Raw genomic sequence first — 23,715 nt, forward strand, 5'->3', positions numbered from 1 at the left:
CGCCTGACCGTGCAGACCATCGCGAGAAACAACGGCTGACCGTGCGATCATCGTGCATGCTCGACGCCCGGCTCCACGCCCTGCGACTGGTCGCCCAGCACGGCGGCGTCACGGCGGCCGCCGCCTCCGGTTACACCCCGTCCGCCGTCTCCGCCCAGCTGCGGTCGCTCGCCCGCGAGATCGGCGCCCCCGTGCTGGCGCCGCAGGGACGCGGCGTACGCCTCACCGACGCGGCGCTGGTGCTGCTCGACCACGCCCACGACGTCGCGGCGAGCTGGGAGGCGGCGCGAGCGCGGGTGCAGGCCGTGGCCGGGCCGCGGGGCGGGACCCTGACCCTCTGCGGCTTCTCGACCGCCGCGTCGACGCTGCTGCCGCGTGCGGTGCGTCGGGTGGTCGCGGAGCACCCCGGCACCGTCGTGCGGCTCGTGGAGGCCGACCCCGCGGAGTGCTTCGACCTGCTGCTGGCCGAGCGCGCCGACCTCGCCGTCGTGGTCGCCACCGAGGAGACACCGCCCGTGTCCGACCGACGCTTCGAGCAGGTCACCCTCGGCCACGACCCCCTCGACCTGCTCGTCCCGGAGGGTCACGCGCTGGCCGGGCTGACCTCGGTCGCGCTGCAGGAGGCGGCCCACGAGCCCTGGATCCTCGACCGTCCGGGGCGGCCCTACCACCGGCTCGTGACGAGCGCGTGCCTCGCCGCCGGGTTCGTCCCCGACGTCGCCCACGAGGCCGTCGAGTGGGACACCGGCGCCGCGCTCGTCCACGCCGGCCTCGGGGTCGCCATCGTGCCCCGGCTCGCCAACCTCCCGAGCGTCTACGACATCGTCAGGGTGCCGCTGCAGGGCGACCCGCCGCCCGGACGACACCTGCTCGGCGTCGTGCGCAACGGTGCCCGCGCCCAGGCCCGGGTGGCGACCGCGCTCGCGGCGATGGCCCCGCCGCAGGACCCGGCGCCCGCCTGAGGTGACGGCTCCGGACGTAGCATGGCGCCCGATCCCGATGAGCCCCACCGACGCCGCCCGCCGCCTGCTCCTGGTCGTCGACGCGCCGTCGCTGCTGCACCGCAACCACCACGCCCGGGCTCACACCCGCATCACCGACCGCTCCGGGCGCCCGGTGTGGGCGCTGCACGGGATGCTGCGGCAGATCCTCGAGTGCATCGACCGGTTCGCACCCGACGCGGTGGTGTTCGGGCTCGACGACCGCACCGCCTCGCTGCGGCGCGACCGTTTCCCCGACTACAAGGCCGGACGCGCCCCCAAGCACCCCGAGCTCGTCGAGCAGCTCGAGCGCGCCGGAGCCCTGCTCGACGCCCTCGGCCTCGCCACGGTCACTCCCCCGGGCCTCGAGGCCGACGACGTCGCCGCCTCGGCTGCCACGTGGGCGGGTCGGCACGGCTGGGACTGCGTGGTGGTGACCTCCGACCGCGACGCCTTCGCCCACGTCAGCGCCCACACCCGCGTGCTGCGGCTGATCGACGGCGGCATCGGCGGCTCCCCGCTTCTCGACCCCCACCGGCTGCGACTGATGTACGGCGTCGCCGCCCCCAACTACCTCGCGTACGCCGCCCTGCGCGGCGACGCCAGCGACAACCTCCCCGGGGTCACCGGCATCGGCGAGAAGGCAGCGGTCGCGCTGCTCGAGGCAGCCGGCGACATGCGCGCCGTGTGGGCCGACATCGACCACGACGCGGGCCGCTCGATCGCCGCCGCCCTCGACGACCAGGCGCTCGAGGCCGGTGGCCGACGTCTCGGCGCGAGCGTCGTACGCCGCCTCATCGCGCCGGGGGCCCGCGAGCGCTACGACTTCAACGTCGACCTGATGCAGGGCGTCACCGACCTCGACCTCGGCCTCACCCCCGACGTCCCCGGCACCCCCGGCCTGCTGCCCCTCGACGTCGAGAAGGTCCGCCGCGTCGCCGGCTTCTTCGGCATCGACGAGACCACCGCGCTCGCGGTGCGGCTGCTCACGGGCTGACAGGCAGGCACGGTCGGGGTACGGGCCGGCCATGGACGCGACCCGGCCCGACCTCGTGGTGCTCGACGTCAACGAGACCCTGTCCGACCTGTCGCTCATGGGCGAGGCGTTCGAGCGGGCAGGGCTGGGCGCCCACGAGGTCGAGGCGTGGTTCGCCGGGGTGCTCCGCGATGCCTTCGCCCTGACCCTGCTGGGCGACCTGCCCGGGTTCGCCGACCTCGCGTCGTCGTCGCTCCGCGCCCGGCTGACCGCCGCGGGAGCGGACCCCGACGCCGCGGCCGACGTCATGGAGCGGTTCACCGGGCTCCCGCTGCACCCGGACGTCGAGGACGGGATCGTCGGCCTGGCCGAGGCCGGCTGCCGGGTGGTCACGCTGAGCAACGGGAGCGCGTCGGTCGCGCGGACGCTGCTCGAGGGCACCGCGGCCGCCGACGTGGTGGAGGCGTACCTGTCGGTCGAGGACGCGGGCGCGTGGAAGCCGGCCGGGCAGGCCTACCGGCACGCGCTCGACCGCACCGGCGTCTCAGCCGATCGGGCGATGCTCGTGGCGGTGCACGCGTGGGACGTCGCCGGCGCCCGGCGGGCCGGGCTCGCCACGGCCTGGGTCGGGCGGGCCGGGGCGGCGTACCCCGACGCCCTGCCACCGGCCGACCTCGAGGTCACCTCGCTGGTCGACCTCGCCGAGCGGCTGGCGGCCTGAGTCGGGCCACTCTGACAGCTGCGGCCCCGACCGACGACGACTCCCCGGGCAGGTTGATGAGGATGGCGGTGGTCGAGCCGCCGTACTGCGCGCCGTAGTAGATGCCCGCCAGCATGATCAGCGCGGTGGTGGGCTCGAAGTCGAAGGTGATCCGTCACCGCGATCGACGGCCACGAGATGGCCCGCCGCGGCCGGGCCGGCGTCGCGCTGGCCACCGCCGCGATCGGGTCGTTCTTCGCCGGCACCGTGGCCACGCTGGTGCTGGCGGTGGCAGCGGTGCCCCTCGCCCGGATCGCGCTCGACTTCGGAGCGGCCGACTACTTCTCGCTGGTGATCTTCGGCCTGGTGGTCTCGATCGCGCTCGCCCGCGGCTCGGTGCTCAAGGCGACCCTGCTCGCCCTGGCCCTGGTCGCCCTCGTGATGGCCGTGCTCCCCGCGGTGCGCCGCAAGCGCGAGGTCGTCTTCGTCGAGGACGACTGACCGCCCACCTCGCCACCCACCACCCCGTGGAGGACCCATGACCGTCCTGCTCGCCCACGTCCACCGCGACGGCTCCGAGGCCGTCTTCGACGCCGCCGTGCGCCAGGCGGCGTACCGCTCGGTCCCGCTGGTCGTGCTCAACGTCGCGCCGGGCGAGGCGCCGGTCGACGACCGGATCGCGCCCACCGGCGAGCTCGACGACCTGGTGCGGCGCGCCGGCGACCAGGGCGTCACCGCCACCATCGAGCAGCCCGTCGGCGGCGACGTCGCGAGCCTGATCGTGGAGCACGCAGACAAGCACGGCGCCGAGCTCGTGGTCATCGGGGTGCGCAGGCGCTCGCCGTCGGCAAGCTGCTCATGGGCAGCGTCTCGCAGAAGGTGCTGCTCGAGTCCGACGTGCCGGTCCTCGCCGTGAAGTGAGACGTCGGCGACTGACTCCTCGACCGTCAGGGACTGACTCCTCGACCGTCAGGGACTGACCCCTCGACCGTCAGGGACTGACCCCTCGACCGTCAGGGACTGACCCCTCGACCGTCAGGGACTGACCCCTCGACCGCCAGGGACTGACCCCTCGACCGTCAGGGACTGACCCCTCGACCGCCAGGGACTGACCCCTCAGCGCCACCAGCCGCCGAGCCACGCCTGCAGCGACACGGCCTCGGCCGACCGCAGCCCGTCGGGCAGGTCGGCCGACGACGTCGTGGCGCGCTCGAGACCGAGGTGGGCGCGACGGAGCCGACGCAGGTCGGTCAGGGCCACCCCCGGCCGCTCGAGCGTCGTGACGCCCCGGGTGCCCTCGTCGAGCAGCCGCGACCAGGCGGCCGGCTCTGCGGCCAGCCCCGCCGCCAGGTGCACCCGGTACGCCGCCCGCACGGCGTCGGCGCCGAGGTGGGGCCGGACCCGTGGGTCGCCCACCTGCTGCCACACCGCCCGGTCGCTGACGACGTCGGCCTGGGGCAGGTCGCGCAGCAGGCCGTCGACCGCCACGACCAGCGCGCGGTCGTCGAGGTCGGGGTCGTGGGTCACGACCACCCGCGCGGGCGCGGCGCGCAGCCCGCGGAAGGCGACGGGGGGCGCGTTGACGTGTGCGGCGGTCGCGACCGACTCCGCCGTACGCCGCTCGTCGCGCGGGTCGCTGCGCCGCTCCTCGCCGCCGACCGCGTCGCCCTGGTGCCAGGCCACGGCACCGGGCACGTGCCGGAGCCGCCCCCCGGCCGTCCACCAGCGGTGCGCGAGGTCCCAGTCCTCGCCGCCGTAGCCGACGAACCGCTCGTCGAACCCGCCCACCCGGTCGAACCAGCCCCGGCTCGCCGCGAGCACCGCGGAGATCACGAAGCGGAACGAGCCCTCGTCGGCGGAGCGCAGGTCGTCGGAGGCGGCCCAGCCGTCGGCCAGCCAGGCCGGCTCGGCCAGCGCGTGCCGCTCGGCCCCGCGCAACGGGTCGTCCGGGTCGAGCGGACCGTCGTCGAAGGCGGTGTGGCGCCGCCGCCCCACCACCAGCACGTCGGGCTCGGCGCGCGGCACCTCGGTGAGGTGCCGCAGCAGCGACGGCTCGGGCGCGGTGTCGGCGTCGAGCAGCACCACCACGTCGCCGGTGGTGGCCGCGACGCCGCGGTTGCGGGCGCGCGCCGCCCGGAACCCCTCGTCGGGCTGCACCACCAGCCGGACCCCCGGCGGCACCGACGGTGGCTCGGCCGAGCCGTCGTCGGTCACGACCACTTCGTCGGGCGGGCGGTCCTGCCGGGCCAGGGCGGCAAGCGTGCGGGCCAGCTCTTGCGGCTGCTCGTAGTGCGTCACCACCACCGACACCCGCGCGGCGTCACCGGGTGCGGGCACCGCGGCGTGCGACGGGCAGAACCCGTCGGTCACCGGCGCTCCCACCACGCCCGGTAGGCGGCCGCGGTGTCCGCCAGCAGCGGGGCGAGGCGGCGTACGTCGACCACGCCGGCGGCGGGCTCGGCGAGCCTGCTGGTCACCAGTGCCGCGAGGTCGTCGGGACCGGCGTCGGCGGGGAAGGTCTCGACCGTGCCGGGCCGCAGCGCCGCCATCTCGCGGGCGTAGGCGCTGTCGCGGACCAGGGGGCGTCGCCCCGCGGCGAGCCAGCTGTTGAGCGAGCCGGAGGCCGACAGGTTGCCGTGGGCGACGAGCGGCACGGTGACGCCGGCCAGGCGCGCCGCCACCTCGTCGTCGGGCAGCCAACCGGTCAGCTCGAGCCCGACCCCGAGCTCCGCCGCCCGGGCGGTCAGGGAGCGGCCCAGGTCGGCGTGCCCGTCGGCCACGGCGCCGAGCCCGACCACGCGGACGCCGTCGAGGCGGGCCGCGGCCTCCAGCGCCTCGTGGTGCCCCTTGCCGGGGTAGACCCAGCCGAAGACGCCGATGCTCGGCCGACCGTCGGTCGCCGGCGGGGTGACCGGGTGCGGCACGACCGGCAGCGGCACCACGGTGCCGTCGGTGCTCGGACGGCAGTGGCGCGCGAGGGTGTCGCGCTCCGTCGCCGACGAGGTCGCCCAGCCGGCGACAGCGCCCACGACGCCGGCGTAGCACTCCCGACGGCGCGGGAAGGCGCGGCCGTCGGTGGGCTGCGGCACGTCGTGCAGCGTGACGGTGGTGGGGCGCCGGGCCGCGAGCCGGCGCACGTACGCCGCCACGGCCCCCGGCGGGCGGCCGAGGAGCCGGTCGGTGAGGTGCAGGTGCACCGGCCCGGTGCCGGGGTCGTCCGGGCCGACGACCTCGGCGCCGAGCTCGTGGGCGAGCTGGCGGGCCAGGATCGTCACGCCGTGCCGCTCGGTGCCGGGCACGACCACGTGCGCCGGGATCACGCCGCGACCCACGTGTCGCCGCGGCGCCGCACCAGGCCGAGCCGCTCGAAGTCGTGCAGCCAACCCGTCATCGGCCACCAGCCCCATCGCTCGGCGAAGACCGCTCCGTTGCGCAGGACGTCGTCGAGGTGCTGCACCGGCGGGCTGCTCGTCGGGTGGTGCTGGTGGTAGGCCCGGGCGCCGCCGTCCCAGCCGAGCTCGAGACCGGCGGCCCGCGCGCGCTGGGCGAAGTCGGTGTCCTCGCCGCCGTAGCCGGCGTACGCCTCGTCGAAGCCGCCCGCGGCGGCCCAGCCGTCGGCGGACACCGCGAAGGACAACGACCAGAACAGCGACCAGTCGCCGCCGGTCTCGCGACGGCCCGGCGCGGGGGCCGGTCGGGCGGGATGCGGGGCGTCGAGCCGGTCGAGGGCGTCAAGGGGGTAGGGCCGGTCGTCGGCGCGCAGGTAGGTCACCGGACCCGACCACAGCGTGCCGGCCGCCTCCCGCACCGCCGCGTCGTAGGCCGCGAGGGTCGGCGGGGCGACGAGGCAGTCGACGTCGAGCAGGACCAGCACGTCGGCCCCGCGGTCGGTCGCGGCGCGCACGCCGGCGTTGCGCGCGGCCGCCAGCGGCAGGCGCCGGTCGGGGCGCGCCGGGAGGTGCACCACCTCGGCGTCGTCCAGCACGAGGTCGGGGTCGTCCATCGCCACCACGACCCGCACGTCGGGCAGGCGCACCGAACGTCGCAGCGACTCCTGCTGCCGGCGCAGGTGGTCGTGCCGGCCGTGGGCGACGGTGACCACGGCGAGCCCGCTCACACCAGCACCCCGGCTCCGAGCACGGCGTCGACCAACCGGTCGGCCGCGTCGCCGTCGCACCACGGCGCCCACGCCTCGCCGTCGAGCGCCGCGACGTGGTCGAGCAGCCCGCGCCAGTCGGGGTGCTCCAGGCTCGCCAGCGCCACCGCGGGCCACGGCCCGTCGTCGAGCCGGGCGGCCATGACCTGCTGCTCGTCGAACGGGCGGGCCGCGGGCACGACCACGGCCGGCACCCGGGCGGCCGCGACCTCGGCCACGGCGTTCTGGCCGGCGTGCGTCACGACCGCGTCAGCCGTGCGCAGCAGCGGCCACGGGTCGGCGACCCAGGTCTCCCCCGGTCCGAGCGCGGTGAGCTCGACGTCGGGCACGGCCGAGCGGAGCCGGTCGAGCTGCTCGCCGCTCCAGGCGTCGCCGCCGCGGCCGCCGAGCACCACGACCCGCAGCGGGCCGTCGTGCCGGGGTCCGCGCGGTGCGGCCGGGAAGCGGGAGAGCCCACCGACCGCGACCACCCGGGCGGTGACGTCGGTCGGCACCCCGGGCAGCAGGTCGCCCGCGGACGGCGGCCAGACCGCGACGAGGCCGGTGGCCGCCCGCAGGCCGAGCAGGTGGGCCGGGTCGTCGCGTCGGCCCGGCTGCACGACCGAGACCACCGGCACGCCGTGCAGCCGGCACAGCAGCGCGACCTCCTGGGAGACGTCGCAGACCACGGCGCGGGGGCGGGCGAGGTCGAGCCACGTGGAGATCCGGGTCATGCGGGTGCGCAGCCCCGGGTGGTCGAGCGGAGCCCAGTGCAGGGTGCCCGCCGCGGTGGGGTCCTGCGGCGCGTCGTGCGGGTCGGGCCCCACGTCGTACGGCAGCGTCACCCAGGCCCCCGGCCAGTCCGCCGGCGCCTCGAGCGAGCTCAGCACGGTCGTCGGCTCCCCCCGCGCGGCCAGGCGGTCGGCCAGGGCCCGGGCGCGGTGCAGGTGGCCACGGCCGTGGTGGTGGACGTAGAGGCCGATCACGCGACGCGCCCCAGCCCGCCCACGGCCCGGTCGTAGACGTGCTCGTAGGCGTCGACCATCGCCTCGACGCCGTACGCCGCCACGGCCTCCTCGCGCACGCGCCGCCGGTCGAGCCGGCTCGCCTCGAGCAGCGCAGCGGCGAGCGAGTCGGGGTCGTCGGGGGTGGCCAGCCGGCCCGTCCAGGGGCCGAGCACCTCCGGCAGCGCCCCGCGGGCGTACGCCGCCACGGGCGTGCCGCTGCACAGCGCCTCGATCGCCACCAGGCCGAAGGGCTCCTCCCAGGCGGGGGTCACCAGGGCCACCGCGGCGCGTCCGACGGTGCGGGCGAGAGCGGCCTGGTCGAGGTGGCCGAGGTGGCGGTACGCCGCGCCGGGTCCCGGCGGGTCGAGCAGCGGCCGCACGTGCTCGTCGACGTACGCCTGGTCGCCGACGGGCCCGACGAGGTCGAGCGGCACGCCGGCCCGACGGGCCGCGAGCAGGGCGTGGTGGGGCGCCTTCTCCGGCACCAGCCGGCCCGACCAGACCGCACGGTCGCCGCCCGGACCCACCGGCCAGCGGGCGGTGTCGATGCCGTTGTGCACCACGTCGGCGTCGACGCAGTGGCGCCACTGCCGCCGGGTGCGCTCGCTGACGGCGATGACGTGCACGCCGGCGCCGGGCCGGTCCCCGGCGAGGGCGAAGGCCGACTCCAGCCAGGGCACCGGCGGGGTGTGCAGCGTGGTGACCACGGGCACCGGCAACGACGGCGCCATGGCGACGGGCAGGTGGTGCAACGAGTTGTTGTGCACGAGGTCGAAGCGCGAGCCCTCGCCCGCGAGGCGCAGCATCAGCCCGAGGTAGGCGTGGTGCTCCTGCATCCACCGCTCCGGCGGCGCCGCGATGTCGGCCCGGGCGGTCGGCGAGCTGGTGAAGGTCGCGACCGGCAGCTCACGAGCGCCCAGCGTGGGGTCGGAGCCCGGGGCGGCGAAGAGCTCGACGTCGTGGCCGCGGCGACGCAGCTCGCGCACCAGCGCCGCGGTGTGGGCCTCCAGCCCTCCGGCGAAGGGCTCGGCGATCGGGAACCTGCTCGAGGCGACGACGCAGATGCGCAGGCGCCTCACCTCAGCACCGTCGTGTAGAGGGCGTGCAGGGTGTCGGCGACGTGGGTGCGCTGAGCGGCGCGCGCATCGCACTCCATCCCGACCAGCCGGTCGGTGGGCTGCCGCAGCAGGGTGCGCAGCGCGTCGGCGAGACCGTCGGTGTCGACGGACTCCTCGTCGGCGGGGTACGTCGCGTCGGCCCCTTGGTCGCCGTAGCAGCCGTGGCTCGGGGCGAGCACTCGCGTGCCGACGTCGTGGCAGGCCTCCAGCCAGCCCGAGTGGGTGCCGAAGCGGTAGGGCAGCACGGCCACGTGCTGCGAGGCGAGCTCGGCCCAGAGCTCGGTGTCGGAGAGGCGGTCGTGCCAGACCACCTCGACCTCGTCGCCGCCCCACGCGTCGAGCCAGGTCACGAGGTCGGCGGCCCGCTCGTCCCAGCGGTCGTGCAGCGTGCGGTGCACCGTGACCCGCAGCCGCGCACCCGGGTGCTCGCCGACGACGTCCGCCAGCGTGGGCAGCAGCCGCAGCGGGTCGGTGTTGAGCCGGAGATCCTTGACGGCGACCCCCACCACGGGGTCGACGGGCCCGGCGGCACGCCGTGCCGCCCGCACCCGGGTCATGGCGTCGAGGTCGACGACGTGCGGGTGCGGCAGCACCGTCGCCACCACGCCCCAGCGGGCCGAGATCTCCGCGGCCGCCCTGGCGGTCAGCGTCACCACGGCCGCAGCCCGCGGCACCAGCACGTCGAGCTGGGCGTCGAGCACGTGCGCGTCCTCGTGGTGCGGGTTTCGCAGGTCGTGCACGGTCAGCACGAGCGGCTTGCCGTCGGCGTCGAGGGTGTCGCACAGCTCCGCGAGCTGCTCGGGGGTGCGGTCGTCGTAGCCGAAGTGCAGGTGCAGCACGTCGAAGCGGCGGCCACGGACCCACGCGGGGTCGAGGGCGACCGGCGGCCACCACCGCTCACCGGCGACGCGGGACGGGTCGTCGGGGTCGGGGTCGGGATGCACGACGACCCGGCGCTCGGCGCCTGGCAGCGCCTGCGTGTGGCGCGCGTAGGGATGGCCGGCCGGCACCGAGACCACCTCGACGGCGGGGCGGGGGCGGGACACCGACCCGAGCCGGACCGGTGCGGTTTCCACCGTTGCGGGGTCCACGAGAAGCCTCCTGTCGACGACGGTCGCCAGCCTCGTGCGGGCTCGACGAGTCGGCGTCGATCAGGGGCGGGAGCCTCCCGTGACGACGTCGTCGGCGGGCGACGAGGCGGCGTGCACGTCCTGGTGGCTCAAGACGCAAGAGCTGCGTACCTGCCCCGTGTACCCACCTCGGCCGAGCGCAACATCACGACTCGGTCGCGGTCGGCGCCGGCTCCTCCACTAGCTCGCGGGGGCGTACGGCGACCTGGGCGACGCGGCGTCCGTCCATGCCGGTGACCACGAGCTCGTGGTCGGCGACGGGGACGACGTCGCCGCGGGCCGCGAGCCGGCCGAGACGGTCGACGACGTAGCCGGCGACGGTCTCGTAGCCGCCGTCGTCGAGCTCGACGCCGGTGTGCTCGGCGAACTCCTCGATCGTGATCCGGGCGTCGACGAGCCGGGCGTCGCCGGCCTCGATGACGACCTCGGCGGCCGGGGTGTCGTACTCGTCCTGGATCTCGCCGACGAGCTCCTCGACGAGGTCCTCGAGGGTGACGATGCCGTCGAAGCCGCCGTGCTCGTCGACGACGACCGCGAGGTGGGCGCCGACCGCACGCAGGTGGGACATCGTCGGCAGCACCCGGTTGGTCGACGGCACGCCCGGCAGGTCGCGCAGGAGGTCCTCGACGCGCTCGTCGCCGTCGCGCCCGAGCAGGTCGCGCACGTGGAGGTAGCCCCGGATGTCGTCGACCCCGTCGCCGACCACCGGGTAGCGCGAGAAGGGCTCGGCCTGGGCCTTCTCGATGGCCTCGGCGACCGTGAGGCCGCTGCCCAGCACCGTGACCCGCGGGCGCGGGGTCATCACCTCGCGCACGATGCGGTCGCCGGCCTCGAAGACGTCGTCGAGGATCTCGCGCTCCTGCTCGGGCAGGTCGCGCAGCCCTGCGATCTGCACCCGAAGCTCCTCCTCGGTGACCTCGTCGGCCACCGCGTCGGGGTCCTGGCCGAGGACCCGCAGCACGAGGTCGGTCGACTGTGACAGCAGCCAGATCACCGGGCGCATCACCTTGCTGAAGGTGTCGACGGGCGGGGCGACCAGCAGGGCGATGCCCTCGGAGCGCTGCAGCGCCAGCCGCTTGGGCACCAGCTCGCCGAGGACCAGCGAGAAGTAGGCGATGACCAGGGTCAGCACGACGGTCGAGGCGGTCAGCGCCGCTCCCCCGGACAGCCCGAGGCCCTCGAGGGCGGGCGCGAAGTCGGGGGCCAGGGTGGAGGCGCCGAAGGCGGCGGAGAAGAAGCCGGCCACCGTGACGCCGATCTGCACCGCGGAGAGGAAGCGGTTGGGGTCGCGGGCGACCGCCGCCGTGCGTGCCGCGCGTCCGCCGCGCTCGGCCAGGTTGTCGACCTGGCTGGTGCGCAGCGAGATCAGCGCGATCTCGGTGCCGGCGAAGACACCCCCCACGAGCACGAAGGCGAGCACGAGGGCGGCGTTGCCGAGCGTCGCGAGGTCCACGCCCTCCAGTATCCGGGGGCCGCGGCGCCAAAACTCACCCCTGGGCGGCGAGCCGCAGCTGGGTGTTGCGGCTGCCGTAGCCGCCGTAGCCCCCCGTGCGCTGCAGCAGCTCGACGTAGAAGCCGGTCGGCAGCACGTCGGTCCACAGCTGCAGCAGCTCGCCGTGCTCGTCGGCGTCGTGCAGCACGCCGTGCTCGCGCAGCTCGGCGACCCGCTCGTCGCCGAGGTCGGTGCGCGCGGCGAGGTCGACGTAGTAGTTGTCCGGCACCCGCATCAGCGGTACGCCGCGTTCCCGCAGCGCCCGCGCCTGCGCGAGCAGGTCGTCGCACGCGAAGGCGACCTGGTTGACCCCGGCCCGGCGCCGTACGTCGGGGGCACCCTCGCCGGTGTTGACGACGAGGCGGGCGCCGCCCGCGGCGGGCCGCAGCGCCCGGCTCTGCAGCCGCCCCTGCGGCTCCCAGAACTCCTCGACCGCGCGCGGCTCGAGACCGAGCACCCCGCGCAGAAAGCCGGTCTCCTCGTCGAGCCGGTCCGGCGGGCAGGTCAGTCCGACGTGGTCGAGGCCGCACCAGCCCGAGCCGGACCACCTCGAGCCGGTCGGCACGAAGTCGACCTGCCAGTCCTCCCCCGGGTGGTCGTCGCCGGAGAGGAACAGGTGGGTGCCGCTGGGAGCGGTGACGCCCGGGAGCGGTGCCTCGCCCTCGCCGCGGGTGCCGGCCACCTCGGGCCAGCGCAGCGCGGCCGCGCGGGTCGCGACGGTGCCGACCTCCGGCACCCGGAGGCCGACGGCGTGGGCCAGGGCAGGCAGCCCGGGCGTCTGGTTGACGACGAGGTGGGCCTCGCCCTGGCGCCACCACTGCACCGGCTTGCTGCGGTGGTCGCCGGCGTGGTGGAAGCCGAGCGCGGTGAGCAGGACGGCGAGGTCGGGCGAGCGGTCGGGATCGGCGACCTCGACGAACGCGAGGTCGACGCGTGACGGCGCCGGGGCGGCCGGGTGGACGCCCGAGGCGACCGGGTCGCACACGGTCCGCGCGAGCTGGTCCTCGAGGAAGCGGAGCGAGCGCAGCGCCGCGTCGGCGATGACCCGCTGCTCGCTCTCGCGCACGACGTCGCTGAAGACCTCCAGGGACACCGGGCCGGTGTAGCCCGCGTCGAGCGTCGCGGCCACGACGCCGGTGACGTCGAGGGTGCCCTCGCCGGGGAAGCAGCGGAAGTGCCGGCTCCACTCGAGCAGCCCCATGTCCTTGACCGGCGCGTCGGCGACCTGCAGGAAGCCGACCGGGACCCCGTCGAGCACGCGCCGGACCTCGTCGGCGTCGTCGCCGCGGGCCAGCACGTGGAAGGTGTCGACGGCGAGGCTGACCCGGGGGTGGTCGGCCCGCCGCACCGCGTCGGCCGCGTGCGCCAGCCGGTTGACGTGGGTGCCCCAGGCCAGCGCCTCGTAGGCGAGCACCAGGCCGCGCTCCTCGGCCGCGTCGCCCAGCTCGCGCAGCTGGGCCGCGACCAGGTCGGGGTCGTCGACCGAGTCCGGGCCGACGTGGGAGCACAGCAGCACCACCGGCGCTCCGAGCCCGGCCGCCACGTCGAGCCGGCCGAGCACCCGCCGCCGGGTCGCGGGCCAGGCGGCCGCGGGCACGCCGGCCGCGTCGCGCACCGGCTGATAGAGGTCGACGGCCAGCCCGAGGTCGTCGCAGAGGCGGCGTACGTCGGCGGGCGGGAGCGGGCAGCCGACGAGGTCGTTGTCGAACACCTCGACCCCGTCGAACCCCGCGGCGGCCGCCGCGTGCAGCTTGTCGACGAGACGGCCGCTCAGGGAGAGCGTGGCGATGCCGGTGCGCATCAGGCGGTGAGGTCCTGGAAGTGCGCGGCGACCCGCTCCGCGTCGGCGGCGCGGCCCGTGAAGAGCCCGAAGGCACCCACCGCCTGGCCGACGGCCATGGCCCCACCGGGCAGCACCCGGCAGCCCCGCGAGCGGGCCAGCGCCACCAGCTCGGTCTCGAGCGGGAAGTAGACGACGTCGGAGACCCACAGGTCCTCACGGACCAGCGGCTCCGGCACCGGCAGCCCCGGGTGCCCGTGCATGCCCACGGGCGTGGCGTTGACCAGCCCCGACGACGCCGCCACCGAGGCGGCCAGGTCGCGGGCGACGCCGACGCGGTCGTCGCCGAACCGCTTGGCCAGCCGTACGACGCAGTCCCCGGCGCGGTCGAGATCGGTGTCGACGACGTCGAGGTGCTCGACCCCGTGGTCGAGGAGCCCGTAGCCGACGGCCACCCCGGCGCCGCCGGCACCGACCAGCGTGACGCGCTCACCGGTGCCGCTCGGCAGCAGCCCGGCCAGGGCGGCGCGGTAGCCGGAGGCGTCGGTGTTGTGCCCGGTGCGCCGCCCGTCGCGCAGCACCACGGTGTTGACCGCGCCCAGGTCGGCCGCCGTCTCGGACAGGTCGTCGAGGTGCGCGAGCACGGCCTGCTTGAAGGGGTGGGTGACGTTGAGCCCGTCGAGCCCGAACCGCTCGGCCCAGGTGAGCACCTCCCCCAGGTCGTCGGCCCCGAACCCGTGCACCTCGGCGTCGAGCAGCCGGTAGGTCAGGGCGAGGCCCTGCGCCGCGCCCTCACGCTCCTGCATCGCCGGGGTCAGCGACCGGCCGATGCCGGCCCCGACCAGCGCGAGGCTGACGCTGCTCACGCGGCGCCCACGCTCTCGCGCTCGCCGCGACGCAGGCCGACCTCGGCCGTCGGCACCGTGTGCGTGGCCCGCGGACCGCTCAGCACGGCGACCGCGGAGACCAGGCAGGCCCCGCAGGCGAAGGCCGCGACGCGCCACCAGTTGTCGGCCTCGCCGGCCATGAGGGCGCCCGCGATGGCGGGGGTGAAGCCGGCGAGCGCGAAGCCGAACTGCGTGCCCACGGCCATCCCGGACAGGCGCACCGAGGTCGGGAAGTACTCGGCGTAGGTGGCCGGCCACACCGCGTTGGGCATCGAGTAGACGACGCCGGCCAGGGCGACGCCGAGCACGAACGTCAGCGGCTCGTTCCCGGCGCGGATCGCGCCGAGGAAGGCCGTGACCAGGACGGCGCTGCCGAGCAGGCCGGTGAGGAAGACCGGCTTGCGGCCGACCTTGTCCGAGACCGCAGCCCACACCGGGATCACGGCGATCGCGACGAGGTTGGCGACGATGGCGAGCCAGAGCATGAAGGTGCTGGAGAAGCCGATGCCGTACTCCGGGCCGGTGGCGAAGCTGAGGGCGAAGACCTGGAACATCGTGTTCACCATCGCCACGAAGGCGGCCAGGAAGACCCGCAGCACGCCGGCGCGGTGCTCGGTGAACAGCTCCGAGAGCGGCGTGCGGCGCACCGTCTCCTGGGTCTCGACGTCGTCGACGAACGACGGCGTCTCCTCCAGCCGCGCGCGGATCACGAAGCCGACGGCGAAGAGCACGGCGCTGAGCAGGAACGGCACGCGCCAGCCCCAGTCGAGCAGCACGTCCCGGGGCATGACCGCGACGAGCGGCAGGAAGACCGCGGGGGCGAGCACCTGGCCGCCCTGGGTGCCGGAGAGCGTGAAGCTGGTGAAGAACCCGCGCCGGTCGTCGGGGGCGTGCTCGAAGGACATCGAGTTGGCGCCCGCCTGCTCGCCGGCGGCCGAGAGGCCCTGCAGCAGCCGGAGCAGGACGAGCAGCGACGGGGCGAGCAGACCGACCGAGTCGTAGGTGGGCAGGCAGCCGATGAGGAAGGTCGCGACGCCCATCAGCATCAGCGTGCCGACCAGCACCGCCTTGCGACCGACGCGGTCGCCGATGTGACCCATCAGCAACGAGCCGAACGGGCGGGCGACGTACGCCACGGCGAAGGTGGCGAGCGAGGCGATCGTGCCGGCGGTCTCGCTGCCCTCGGGGAAGAAGACGTAGGGGAAGACCAGCGCGGCGGCGGTGCCGTAGATCGCGAGGTCGTAGTACTCCAGGGCGCTGCCCGTCCAGGCGGCGAGCGCCGCGCGCCGGGGCATCCGGCGGTCCTGGCCGTCCGCGACGTCGGCGGCGCTCGGGCCGGTGGTGTTGCTGGTCATGCGGTCCTCCTCGTGGTTGGCCGCGACGCTAGGTGTGGCGGCGATCACGTGGCAATCGGTTGCCAAAAATTGCCGTGACGTGTGCCACGCTGTCCCCGTGACCCCCGCCCGACCCGGCCGCCCCACCATCCACACCGTCGCCGCGGCCGCCGGGGTCGCCGCCTCGACGGTCTCGCGGTCCTTCAGCAACCCCGGCCGGGTCAACCACGTCACCCGCACCCACGTGCTCGAGGTCGCCGAGTCGCTGGGCTACGTGCCCAACCCCAGCGCCCGCGCCCTCGGTACGGGCCGCACCGGCACCATCGCCCTGGTCGTCCCCGACATCACCAACCCCTACTTCGCCGGGGTGGTCAAGGGCGCCGAGGGCGCGGCGGCCCAGGAGCGGCTCACCCTCGTCATCGGCGACGCCCAGGAGAGCCCGGCCCACGAGCGCCGCGTCGTCGAGCGGCTCGGCGCGGCCGTCGACGGCTTCGTGGTCACCGCTGCCCGCATGCCCGACGCCGACCTGCTCGCGGCCGCCGGCGACCGACCGCTGGTGCTCGTCAACCGCGTCGTGCCCGGGGTGCCCGGCGTCGTCAGCGACTTCGGTGTGGGCACCCGGCAGATCGTCGCCCACCTCGCCGCGCTGGGGCACCGGTCGCTGGCCTACCTCGGCGGCCCCGCGCAGTCGTGGTCGGGCGCGCAGCGGTGGACCGGGCTGCGCCGCGCGGCGGAGGAGGCGGGGCTGGGGGCGACCCGGCTCGGGCCGTTCGTGCCCACCATGGCCTCCGGCCCGGCGGCCGCCGACGCCGTGCTCAGCACCGACGCCACGGCCGTCGTGGCCCACAACGACGTGCTCGCGATCAGCGTGCTGCGGCGGCTCGCCGACCGCGGCGTACATGTGCCCGACGACCTGACCGTGGTCGGCTTCGACGACGTCTTCGGCGCCGACTTCTGCCACCCCCCGCTGACCACGCTGGCCGAGCGCACCGAGGAGGCCGGGGCACGCGCCGTCGAGGCGCTCGCGCGGCTCACCCGCCCGGGCGCCGTGCCCGACCCCGACCAGCAGCTGGTGCGGGTGCTGCCGACCAGGCTGGTGGTCCGCGGCTCCAGCGGGCCGCCGGCTACCCGCGACGGCTGAGCGCGCGGCCCACCATCGCCCCGAAGAGGTCGGGCACCGTCCATCCCGCGGCCCGCGCCATCACGGCCACGACGCTCTGCTCGGCGAAGGAGCAGTAGAGGCCCGCCTCGAGGAACCACGGCCGACCCTCGGGGTCGAGACGGAAGTCGAACAGGCTGTAGTCGCGGCAGCCGAGCGCACGGTGCGCCCGCTGCGCCGCCTCCCACACCGGCGCCGTCACCGGGTCGGCGGGGTCGAGCACCCAGGCGTGCTCGACGTCCTTGGCGACCAGCCGCAGGTCGCCGTCGTCGGTGCGGGCGAGCTTGTCGGCGGCGTCGCGGATCGGTTTGCTCGTCGCGTCGACGGCGTACTCCTCCAGCGGCAGGCAGACCAGGCCCTCGTCGAGCTCGAGCACGCCGCACCGCACCTCGCGGCCCAGCTCGACGTAGCGCTCGACCAGCGCCTCCTCCGACACCGCCAGGGCGGCCTCGAGCGCGGCGTCGAGATCGGCGGGGTCACGCACCAGCGTGACGCCGTGGGAGTTGTCGGCGTCGGCCGGCTTCACGACGTACGGCGGCACCAGGCTCGGACGCTCGCCACGCCGCACCAGCTCGGCCTCGGGCACCGCGACGCCGGCGGCCGCGACCACCGCCCGGGCCCGCCCCTTGTGGGCGCCGAGGGCCATCGCCTCCGCGGTGTTGCCGACGAACGGGACGCCGAGCAGGTCGAGCAGCGCGCGGTAGGTCGTCATGCCGGGCCGGCAGAACAGCTGGGGCACGGCCACGTCGACCCGCGCCTCGGCCAGCCGGGCGAGCGCCTCCGCCCGGGTGAGGGTCGGGGCCGCCGCCACGGCCTCGTCGGAGAGGTCGGTCGGCAGGGTCCAGGTGCCGTCGGGCGCGACGTGGGCCACGAGGGGCTCGTAGCGCTCCGCGTCCGCGGTCGCGGCCAGCGCGTCGCGGGCGTAGAGACGCGAGAGCTCGGCGTGGAACTCGTCGACGGGCGAGCCGACGAGGTGCAGCACCCGCAGCGCGGCGGACGTCGCCTCAGTCACCCCCGGCCTCCACCAGCTTGCCGATGTTGAAGTCGACCTTGAGCACGTCGTCGCCGCGCCACAGCGCGCGCAGCAGCAGCGCCGGCACCTGCAGGTGGTGCACCAGCAGGAACGGCAGCGGGTCGTCGACCTCGAGCACCGCGTCGGTGCCCCGGAGCAGCACGCCGAGGCGCTCGGGCACGCTGCGCGGGTCGCGCAGCATCCGCCACACCTCGTGGTAAATCCAGTACGTCGGCCGGCTGCTCGCCGTCGGCCGCACCGGCTCCTCCCGCCCCGCGCGACCGAGGTAGGCGTCGGCCAGGTCGGGGTGGTCGGCGAACATCGTGATCGCCGAGTGCGTGCGCGGGTTGCACTCGATCGCCTTGACCGTGCCGTCGGCGGTCTCGACGAGGTCGAAGGACAGCTGGCCCGTCAGGCCGGTGCCCTCGCAGAAGCGGCGTACCCACGCCTCGACGCCGGGGTGGTCGACCATGGCGTAGTTGAGCTGGAACGCCGACGACTCGCAGCACGCCCACACCGTGAGCCGTCCGTCGCGGACCGTGCCGTGGGTGCAGTACTCCTGCCCCTCGAGCATCTCCTGCAGCACCCACGGCGAGTCGGGCCCGATCGCCTTGGAGCGCGCGAAGGCCGCGGTCTCCTCCGGCGTGGCCAGGGGCAGCAGGGTCAGGTCGAGCCGGTTGACCGGGTCATAGTCGAGGTTCTTGAGGATGAAGCGGTGCGGCCGCGAGGCGAAGTCGAAGTCGATCACCTGCTGGGGGTCGGTGACGCGGTGCGACTCGGGCACCGGCAGGCCCAGCTCGGCGGCCCACGTCGCGAACTGCTCCTTGTCGTCGACGCGGTCGAGGTCGTCCGCATCGAGGTGCACCACCTCGCACCACGGCTCGAGCAGCTTCTTGGCGGCCGCGTCGTGCCGGCTCGAGGCGGGGCTGCACACCGGCACGTAGACGTCGACACCCTCCTCCTCGACCACCCGCAGCAGCGCGGCGGCGTACTCGGGCTCGCGGGAGTCGGGCACCACCCGGAAGGTGTCGACGGCGCGCGAGAACCGGTGGCCGGTCAGCCGGTACTTCGCCGACTCCACCAGCACGACGCGGTGGCCGGCGCGGTGGAAGGCCCGCGCCAGCGCGAGCGCCTTGGTCATCTTGCCGCCGCTCAGCAGCACCGTCAGCGGCTGCTCGGGGGTCGCCCGCTCGGGCCGTCCGCGCACGATCGAGGCGACGAGCGCCGCGCCGGTGACGGCGAGGTTGGCCGGCAGGGCCAGCCCGAGCAGGCCCAGCATCCCGAGCGTGCGGGCTCGGCTCACGCCTCGTCCCCCGTGTCGTCCCCCGTGGCATCACCCGTGTCGCCTCGGGTCTCGCCGCGGGCGTAGCCCACCGCCATGCCGCGGTGCATGACGCGGTCGCCGACGACCCCGGAGTGATCGGCCTGGTGCAGCACGCAGCCGTTGTCCCACATCACGACGTCGCCCTCGACCCACGCGTGACGCAGCACGTGGCGGTCCTGGGTGGAGTGGGCGTGCAGCATCGCGACCAGGTCGCGCGACTCCTCCGGCGACAGCCCGCTGACCTCGACGCACCGCGCCGGGGTCGACAGGTAGAGGGTGTCGCGGCCCGAGACCGGGTGGCGGCGCACGGCCGGGTGCCAGGCCTCGTGCTCGTCGTCGGGGCCGAGCTCGACGCCGGTCACGACGTGGCGGATGCTGCGCCCCACGAGGTCGTCGCGCACCTCGGGCGGCAGCGACTCGAGCGCGGCGTACTGGTTGCTGAAGAGGGTCTGGCCGCCCTGGGCCGGCACCTGCACCGTGCGCAGCGCGGTGTAGGCCGGCGGCGAGGCGACATAGCTGCTGTCGACGTGGAAGGTGCTGCGCGGCGGCGTGGTGCGTCCGACGTTGCTGATGACGTTGAGGTCGGGATGGCCCTCCACGGGGGTCTCGCCCGTGGTGAAGAACGGGGCGCCGAAGCGTCGCAGGAAGGCCTCGAAGGCGTCGTCGTCGAGGTGCTGGTCGGGCATCACGACCACGCCGTGCTCGGCCAGCAGGTGCACGAGCCGGTGCACCAGGGCGTGGTCGGGCTCGCGCAGGTCGACCCCGGTCAGCCGCACCCCGACAGGTCGCAGCACCTCCTCCACGGGCGAGGTCGTCGTGGTCATGCGTCCTCCCGTGTCCGCATCAGCAGGGTGACGCCGTCGCGGAGCGGCACCAGCACCTGCTCGACCCGCGGGTCGTCGGCCACCGCCCGGTTGAAGTCGGCGATGGCCTCGCCGTTGGGACTGGTCGCGCCGAGCCAGGGGTGCCCCTGCATCAGCGTGTTGTCGACGCACACCAGGCCGTCGTCGGCCAGCAGGTCGAGCCGCAGCAGCAGGTCGAGGTAGCCGCGGTAACCGGCCTTGTCGGCGTCGAGGAAGACGAGGTCGAAGCGCCGGCCCTCGAGCGCGGCCAGGCTGTCGGCCGCGGGCCCGACGACCACATCGATCCGCTCCCCCGCCGGTGAGGCCTCGAAGCCCGCGCGCGCCAGGTCGGCCACGCCCTCGTCGACCTCGAGCGTCGTGACCCGCCCGCCGTCGGGCAGCGCCTCGGCCATCGCCAGCGCGGCGTACCCGGTGAAGGTGCCGATCTCGAGCACCTCGCGGGCACCGGTCGCGCGGACGAGGAGCCGCAGCAGCTGTCCCTCGACGTGGCCCGAGAGCATCTCGGCCTCGAGCCCGGACCCGCTCGACGCTCCCGGGGTCTCCGCCCACGCGGTCGAGGCCGTGGTCGCGGCGAGCCCCTGGAGCGCCGGCGACGGCGCGGTCGTGCACGCCTCGACGTAGGGGTCGAGCCCGCCGACGAGATCACGGGCGCGGGCGAGCCGCTGCTGCCACTGCGGGGTGTCGGCGGCGTGGGCGGTCGCCACGAGGTCGTCGAGCTCGGCGGCCAGGATCGCAGCCGGGGTCACCGGCCGCGGGGCCAGCCGCGGGGCGAGCGGCTGGCTCACGCCGCGCCCCGGGCGGGAGCCATCGAGGCCTTCGGCGCACCGCTGTCGATGAACATCTGCACGCCCTCGCCGCCACGCGGGAAGTCCTGCACCACCCGGCGGTGGTGCTCGAGGGTCTCGACCAGCTCCTCCGCGCTCACGTCGTTGAGGAAGAGGCACTCCCCGATCGGTGCCGGCACCGCGGCGCGCAGCGAGCCGTCACGGGTCTGCAGGATCGACGCCGTCGCCGAGGCGATCAGCTCGGGCGTCAGGTGCGGCGTGTCGAGCGCGAGCCCGAGCTTGCTCATCAGCCACAGCACCCGGTCGCGGTCGGCCGTGCCGATGTGCCCGCGACGCTCGGCCAGCGTGGTGGAGAAGGCCATGTCGACGTTGATGGCGTGGCCGTGGAAGAACGGCACGTCGGGGGCCAGCTCGAGGGTCGGGCTCCAGGTGTGCCCGAAGGCGATCACCCGGTCGAGGTCGAGCTCGTGCAGGTTGGGCACCTCGAGGCGCAGCATCGTCTCGATGGAGCGCCAGGTCACCTCGTGGGCGACCTCGCGCAGCTCGGGCGTGCCGTCGCGGTGGCCGAAGTGCGTCGCGAGCAGCTCCTCGCCGTGCTTGTCGAGCAGGTCGAAGGTGTCGGCGTCGGCGACGGTGTTGATCTTGATGAGCTCGGCCATGCCGTTGCGCACCTGGTCCTGCGGCAGCGTGCCGAGGAAGGCGAAGTCGAGGAGCACCTGCGACGACGCGTGGTAGGCGCCCAGCCGGTTCTTGTACTTGCGGTGGTTGACCCCGACCTTGATCGACACGCTGGCGTCGATCAGGCCGATCAGCGTGGTCGGGATCCGGACGTAGGGCGTCGAGCGCCGGAACGACGCGCACGCGAAGCCCGCGATGTCGGTGGTGAGCCCGCCGCCGACGACCAGCGCCGGCTCCTTGCGCACCAGGCCGAAGTCGGCGAAGGCGTCGACGATGCGCTCGACCGTCGACCAGGTCTTGCGTGTCTCGTCGAGCTCGAGCGAGAGCACCGTCAGCGCGATGCCGTGGTGCTCGAAGTACGCCGCCGCCTGCTCGCCGTACAGCTCGTGCACGGCGCTGTCGACGATCATGAGGCAGCGGCCCCACGGCGCGTAGGTCGCGGCGAGCTGGCCGTTGGCGACGTCGAAGACGCCGTCGACCACGGTCAGGGTGTAGTCGATCTTCTCGTAGGCCTCGACGCGGAAGGTGTCGTCGGTCGAGGTGAGGCGGGAGGTGGGGCCCGCGGTCTGCTCGGCAGCGTTCTCTGCGGTCATCGTGTGCTCCGGGGTGAGGGGTCAGGCCGCCGCGCCGGTGACGCGGTCGAGGTCGAGCTCGTCGGTGCGCAGGTCGGCATCGGCGAAGTCGTGGTCGGCGGTGTTGGCGTTGGGGAAGGCGACGACGCGGACACCGGCGGCCCGGGCGGAGGCCACGCCCCCGAGGTTGTCCTCGACGGCCACGGCGTCACCCGCGTCGACGCCCAGCCGCTCCAGGGCCAGGGTGTACGCCGCCGGGTCGGGCTTGGGCTGCTCGACCTGCGTCGCGTCGACGACGACGTCGAAGTCGTCGCGACCGAGGTCGGGCACCGACCAGAGCAGCGCCTCGACGTTCTCGGGGGACGTCGTGGTGACGAGGCCGACCTGGCGACCCTGCTCACGGGCCGCGCGGATCGTCTCGACGACGCCCGGCCGGGCGACCACCGGCTGCTCGCGCAGCCGCTCCTGGAACAACCGCGACTTGGTGGCGTGGACGGCGTCGGCGTCGACCTCCTCGCCCCGGTCGCGGGCGAACTCGGCGATGCGGTCGCGGCCCCCGCTGCCCTGCAGCTGTTGCCGGTAGTCGTCGCGGTCCCAGCGCCAGTCGAGACCGTGCTCGGCGAAGGCGGCGTTGAACGCCTCGCGCTGGACCTCCGAGGTGTCGGCGAGGCTGCTGATGGACCCGAACAGGATTGCGCTCATGGGTGTCACCCTTCGTGGGGAGAGTCGTGAGGGTCGTCGGACGGCGCGTTGCTGGCAGCCGGTCCGAGGTCGCGAGTGACGTTCCCCTGGTCGCCGAGCACAATCGGGAGGAATTTCGGTGCGGGCGTGTCGGCGTGGTCCGGCCGCGAACGGGCACTCGTCACAGGTGGACGACGACGCCGATGCCTCCGTGGTCGCGGGGCGCGAGCCTCCGTCCAGCCGCACCCCGCTGAGCCGTGACCGGGTCGTCGCGGCCGCGCTCGACTACGTCGACGAGCACGGCCTGGCCGGCCTGACGATGCGGCGGCTGGGCACGCGGCTCGGCGTCGAGGCCATGGCGCTCTACCGCCACGTCCCCGGCAAGGAGGCGCTGCTCGACGCGGTCGTCGCCTCGCTGATGTCGGGCATGGGCGACGACCGCGACGTGCTGCGCGAGCCCGAGCACGGGTGGCAGGACTTCCTGCAGCGGCTCGCCCACGGCGTGCGCCGGGTGGCCCTCTCCCACCCGCGCGCGTTCCCGCTGGTCGCCTCGCGACCGCCCGAGGCGCCGTGGCTGCGGCCGCCCCTGCGCGACCTCGAGTGGGTCGACCGCTTCCTCGGGGGCCTGCGACAGGAGGGCTTCACCGAGGAGGCCGCGGTGGCGGCGTACCGCGCCTTCACCAGCTTCCTGCTCGGCCACCTGCTGCTCGAGGTGGCCTCGCGCGGCGCCGATCTCGGCCCGATCGACGTCGTCGAGGACGGGTCGGTCGAGGCCGGTGGCGTCGAGGAGTTCGCCACCGTCGCCTCGCTGCGCGAGCTGCTGTCGCAGGACCTCTCCGCCACGGAGTTCGAGGAGTCGCTCGAGTCGCTGCTCGACCGGCTGTCGCTGCTGCTGGCCGAGGCGGCCGGCGACCTCTAGCTGTAGTTCCCCGGCAGGTTGTGAACGCCGAGGCGTAGACGAATAGCGAGGACCTTCGGTACGGAGGGGTTACCACACCAACCTCTGACCGAAGGTCCTCAATGACTCACGCTAACGCTCCACTGACCCCTGTCGGCCGGCAACGCCTCGCCGAGCTCATCGTCGTGCAGGGGTGGCCCGTGC

General features: G+C 75.1%; 24 protein-coding genes. 7 read left to right on the forward strand and 17 right to left on the reverse strand.

Features of this window, described 5'->3' with window-relative positions; translation table 11 throughout:
* Nucleotides 1-56: 56 nt before the first annotated feature.
* From ACYU8I_RS03845 to ACYU8I_RS03855, 3 genes are read left to right on the forward strand one after another with little or no spacing between them, the layout of a single operon-like run.
* Nucleotides 57-962, forward strand: a complete 906-nt coding sequence (locus tag ACYU8I_RS03845) for a LysR family transcriptional regulator (protein ID WP_460837633.1) — start codon at nucleotides 57-59, stop codon at nucleotides 960-962.
* Between the two features lie 37 nt (nucleotides 963-999).
* Complete coding sequence (locus ACYU8I_RS03850) at nucleotides 1,000-1,977, forward strand: 5'-3' exonuclease H3TH domain-containing protein (RefSeq protein WP_460837635.1); 978 nt, start codon at nucleotides 1,000-1,002, stop codon at nucleotides 1,975-1,977.
* A gap of 31 nt (nucleotides 1,978-2,008) precedes the next feature.
* Nucleotides 2,009-2,677, forward strand: coding sequence for a haloacid dehalogenase type II (locus ACYU8I_RS03855; RefSeq protein WP_460837637.1), 669 nt, complete (start codon nucleotides 2,009-2,011; stop codon nucleotides 2,675-2,677).
* Here ACYU8I_RS03855 and ACYU8I_RS03860 read toward each other — a convergent pair.
* A complete protein-coding gene (locus ACYU8I_RS03860; RefSeq protein ID WP_460837689.1) occupies nucleotides 2,637-2,828 on the reverse strand; it encodes a tripartite tricarboxylate transporter permease in 192 nt (63 codons plus the stop codon). The two genes, ACYU8I_RS03855 and ACYU8I_RS03860, sit on opposite strands and share 41 nt — an antisense overlap.
* 26 nt (nucleotides 2,829-2,854) lie before the next feature.
* Here ACYU8I_RS03860 and ACYU8I_RS03865 point away from each other — a divergent pair, with 26 nt between their 5' ends.
* Nucleotides 2,855-3,157, forward strand: a complete 303-nt coding sequence (locus ACYU8I_RS03865; RefSeq protein WP_460837640.1) for a tripartite tricarboxylate transporter permease — start codon at nucleotides 2,855-2,857, stop codon at nucleotides 3,155-3,157.
* A gap of 37 nt (nucleotides 3,158-3,194) precedes the next feature.
* Nucleotides 3,195-3,572, forward strand: coding sequence for a universal stress protein (locus tag ACYU8I_RS03870; protein ID WP_460837643.1), 378 nt, complete (start codon nucleotides 3,195-3,197; stop codon nucleotides 3,570-3,572).
* 200 nt (nucleotides 3,573-3,772) lie between these two features.
* Here the strand turns inward: ACYU8I_RS03870 and ACYU8I_RS03875 are convergent, their stop codons facing one another.
* The 10 genes from ACYU8I_RS03875 to ACYU8I_RS03920 all read right to left on the reverse strand — a co-directional run bounded on the left by ACYU8I_RS03875 (nucleotide 3,773) and on the right by ACYU8I_RS03920 (nucleotide 15,560).
* The gene (locus ACYU8I_RS03875) at nucleotides 3,773-5,026 is read right to left on the reverse strand and encodes a glycosyltransferase (RefSeq protein ID WP_460837644.1); all 1,254 of its coding nucleotides are present in this window, start codon (nucleotides 5,024-5,026) and stop codon (nucleotides 3,773-3,775) included.
* On the reverse strand, nucleotides 5,023-5,976 hold the full coding sequence (locus tag ACYU8I_RS03880; protein ID WP_460837646.1) for a glycosyltransferase family protein: 954 nt from the start codon (nucleotides 5,974-5,976) through the stop codon (nucleotides 5,023-5,025). Before ACYU8I_RS03880 ends, ACYU8I_RS03875 begins: the two co-directional genes overlap by 4 nt.
* Nucleotides 5,973-6,773, reverse strand: coding sequence for a glycosyltransferase family 2 protein (locus ACYU8I_RS03885; protein ID WP_460837648.1), 801 nt, complete (start codon nucleotides 6,771-6,773; stop codon nucleotides 5,973-5,975). Before ACYU8I_RS03885 ends, ACYU8I_RS03880 begins: the two co-directional genes overlap by 4 nt.
* Nucleotides 6,770-7,777, reverse strand: coding sequence for a glycosyltransferase (locus ACYU8I_RS03890; protein WP_460837650.1), 1,008 nt, complete (start codon nucleotides 7,775-7,777; stop codon nucleotides 6,770-6,772). Before ACYU8I_RS03890 ends, ACYU8I_RS03885 begins: the two co-directional genes overlap by 4 nt.
* A complete protein-coding gene (locus tag ACYU8I_RS03895; protein WP_460837651.1) occupies nucleotides 7,774-8,877 on the reverse strand; it encodes a glycosyltransferase in 1,104 nt (367 codons plus the stop codon). Before ACYU8I_RS03895 ends, ACYU8I_RS03890 begins: the two co-directional genes overlap by 4 nt.
* Nucleotides 8,874-9,992 carry a glycosyltransferase family protein gene (locus tag ACYU8I_RS03900; protein WP_460837653.1) on the reverse strand — a complete coding sequence of 373 codons (1,119 nt, stop codon included), beginning with the start codon at nucleotides 9,990-9,992 and terminating at the stop codon, nucleotides 8,874-8,876. The genes ACYU8I_RS03895 and ACYU8I_RS03900 overlap by 4 nt, the downstream gene beginning before the upstream one ends.
* Nucleotides 9,993-10,191: 199 nt before the next feature.
* Nucleotides 10,192-11,499, reverse strand: coding sequence for a hemolysin family protein (locus ACYU8I_RS03905; protein WP_460837654.1), 1,308 nt, complete (start codon nucleotides 11,497-11,499; stop codon nucleotides 10,192-10,194).
* 34 nt (nucleotides 11,500-11,533) lie between these two features.
* Nucleotides 11,534-13,339, reverse strand: a complete 1,806-nt coding sequence (locus tag ACYU8I_RS03910) for a bifunctional sugar phosphate isomerase/epimerase/4-hydroxyphenylpyruvate dioxygenase family protein (RefSeq protein ID WP_460837655.1) — start codon at nucleotides 13,337-13,339, stop codon at nucleotides 11,534-11,536.
* Nucleotides 13,339-14,184 (reverse strand): shikimate dehydrogenase, encoded by an 846-nt coding sequence (locus tag ACYU8I_RS03915; protein WP_460837656.1) that lies wholly within the window; start codon nucleotides 14,182-14,184, stop codon nucleotides 13,339-13,341. Before ACYU8I_RS03915 ends, ACYU8I_RS03910 begins: the two co-directional genes overlap by 1 nt.
* Nucleotides 14,181-15,560, reverse strand: coding sequence for an MFS transporter (locus ACYU8I_RS03920; RefSeq protein ID WP_460837658.1), 1,380 nt, complete (start codon nucleotides 15,558-15,560; stop codon nucleotides 14,181-14,183). The genes ACYU8I_RS03915 and ACYU8I_RS03920 overlap by 4 nt, the downstream gene beginning before the upstream one ends.
* A gap of 97 nt (nucleotides 15,561-15,657) precedes the next feature.
* Between ACYU8I_RS03920 and ACYU8I_RS03925 the strand changes: the two genes are divergently transcribed.
* The gene (locus ACYU8I_RS03925) at nucleotides 15,658-16,680 is read left to right on the forward strand and encodes a LacI family DNA-binding transcriptional regulator (RefSeq protein WP_460837660.1); all 1,023 of its coding nucleotides are present in this window, start codon (nucleotides 15,658-15,660) and stop codon (nucleotides 16,678-16,680) included.
* Here ACYU8I_RS03925 and ACYU8I_RS03930 read toward each other — a convergent pair.
* Genes ACYU8I_RS03930 through ACYU8I_RS03955 form a run of 6 tightly spaced genes read right to left on the reverse strand, consistent with a single transcriptional unit; the run spans nucleotide 16,664 to nucleotide 22,634 of the window.
* Nucleotides 16,664-17,710: a D-alanine--D-alanine ligase family protein gene (locus tag ACYU8I_RS03930; protein WP_460837662.1), complete on the reverse strand. Its 1,047-nt coding sequence runs from the start codon at nucleotides 17,708-17,710 to the stop codon at nucleotides 16,664-16,666. The two genes, ACYU8I_RS03925 and ACYU8I_RS03930, sit on opposite strands and share 17 nt — an antisense overlap.
* Complete coding sequence (locus tag ACYU8I_RS03935) at nucleotides 17,703-19,013, reverse strand: ATP-grasp domain-containing protein (protein WP_460837663.1); 1,311 nt, start codon at nucleotides 19,011-19,013, stop codon at nucleotides 17,703-17,705. Before ACYU8I_RS03935 ends, ACYU8I_RS03930 begins: the two co-directional genes overlap by 8 nt.
* Entirely contained in the window at nucleotides 19,010-19,858 is an 849-nt protein-coding gene (locus ACYU8I_RS03940) for a TauD/TfdA dioxygenase family protein (RefSeq protein WP_460837666.1), read from the reverse strand. The genes ACYU8I_RS03935 and ACYU8I_RS03940 overlap by 4 nt, the downstream gene beginning before the upstream one ends.
* A complete protein-coding gene (locus tag ACYU8I_RS03945) occupies nucleotides 19,855-20,682 on the reverse strand; it encodes an O-methyltransferase (protein ID WP_460837667.1) in 828 nt (275 codons plus the stop codon). The genes ACYU8I_RS03940 and ACYU8I_RS03945 overlap by 4 nt, the downstream gene beginning before the upstream one ends.
* Nucleotides 20,679-21,953: a sedoheptulose 7-phosphate cyclase gene (locus ACYU8I_RS03950; RefSeq protein ID WP_460837669.1), complete on the reverse strand. Its 1,275-nt coding sequence runs from the start codon at nucleotides 21,951-21,953 to the stop codon at nucleotides 20,679-20,681. The genes ACYU8I_RS03945 and ACYU8I_RS03950 overlap by 4 nt, the downstream gene beginning before the upstream one ends.
* Before the next feature lie 21 nt (nucleotides 21,954-21,974).
* Nucleotides 21,975-22,634, reverse strand: coding sequence for an HAD family hydrolase (locus ACYU8I_RS03955; protein WP_460837672.1), 660 nt, complete (start codon nucleotides 22,632-22,634; stop codon nucleotides 21,975-21,977).
* Between the two features lie 166 nt (nucleotides 22,635-22,800).
* On the opposite strand from ACYU8I_RS03955, the gene ACYU8I_RS03960 reads away from it, so the two are divergent.
* The gene (locus ACYU8I_RS03960; protein WP_460837674.1) at nucleotides 22,801-23,532 is read left to right on the forward strand and encodes a TetR/AcrR family transcriptional regulator C-terminal domain-containing protein; all 732 of its coding nucleotides are present in this window, start codon (nucleotides 22,801-22,803) and stop codon (nucleotides 23,530-23,532) included.
* The last annotated feature ends 183 nt before the right edge of the window (nucleotides 23,533-23,715 follow it).

The sequence above is a fragment of the Nocardioides marmoraquaticus genome (genome assembly GCF_054777915.1).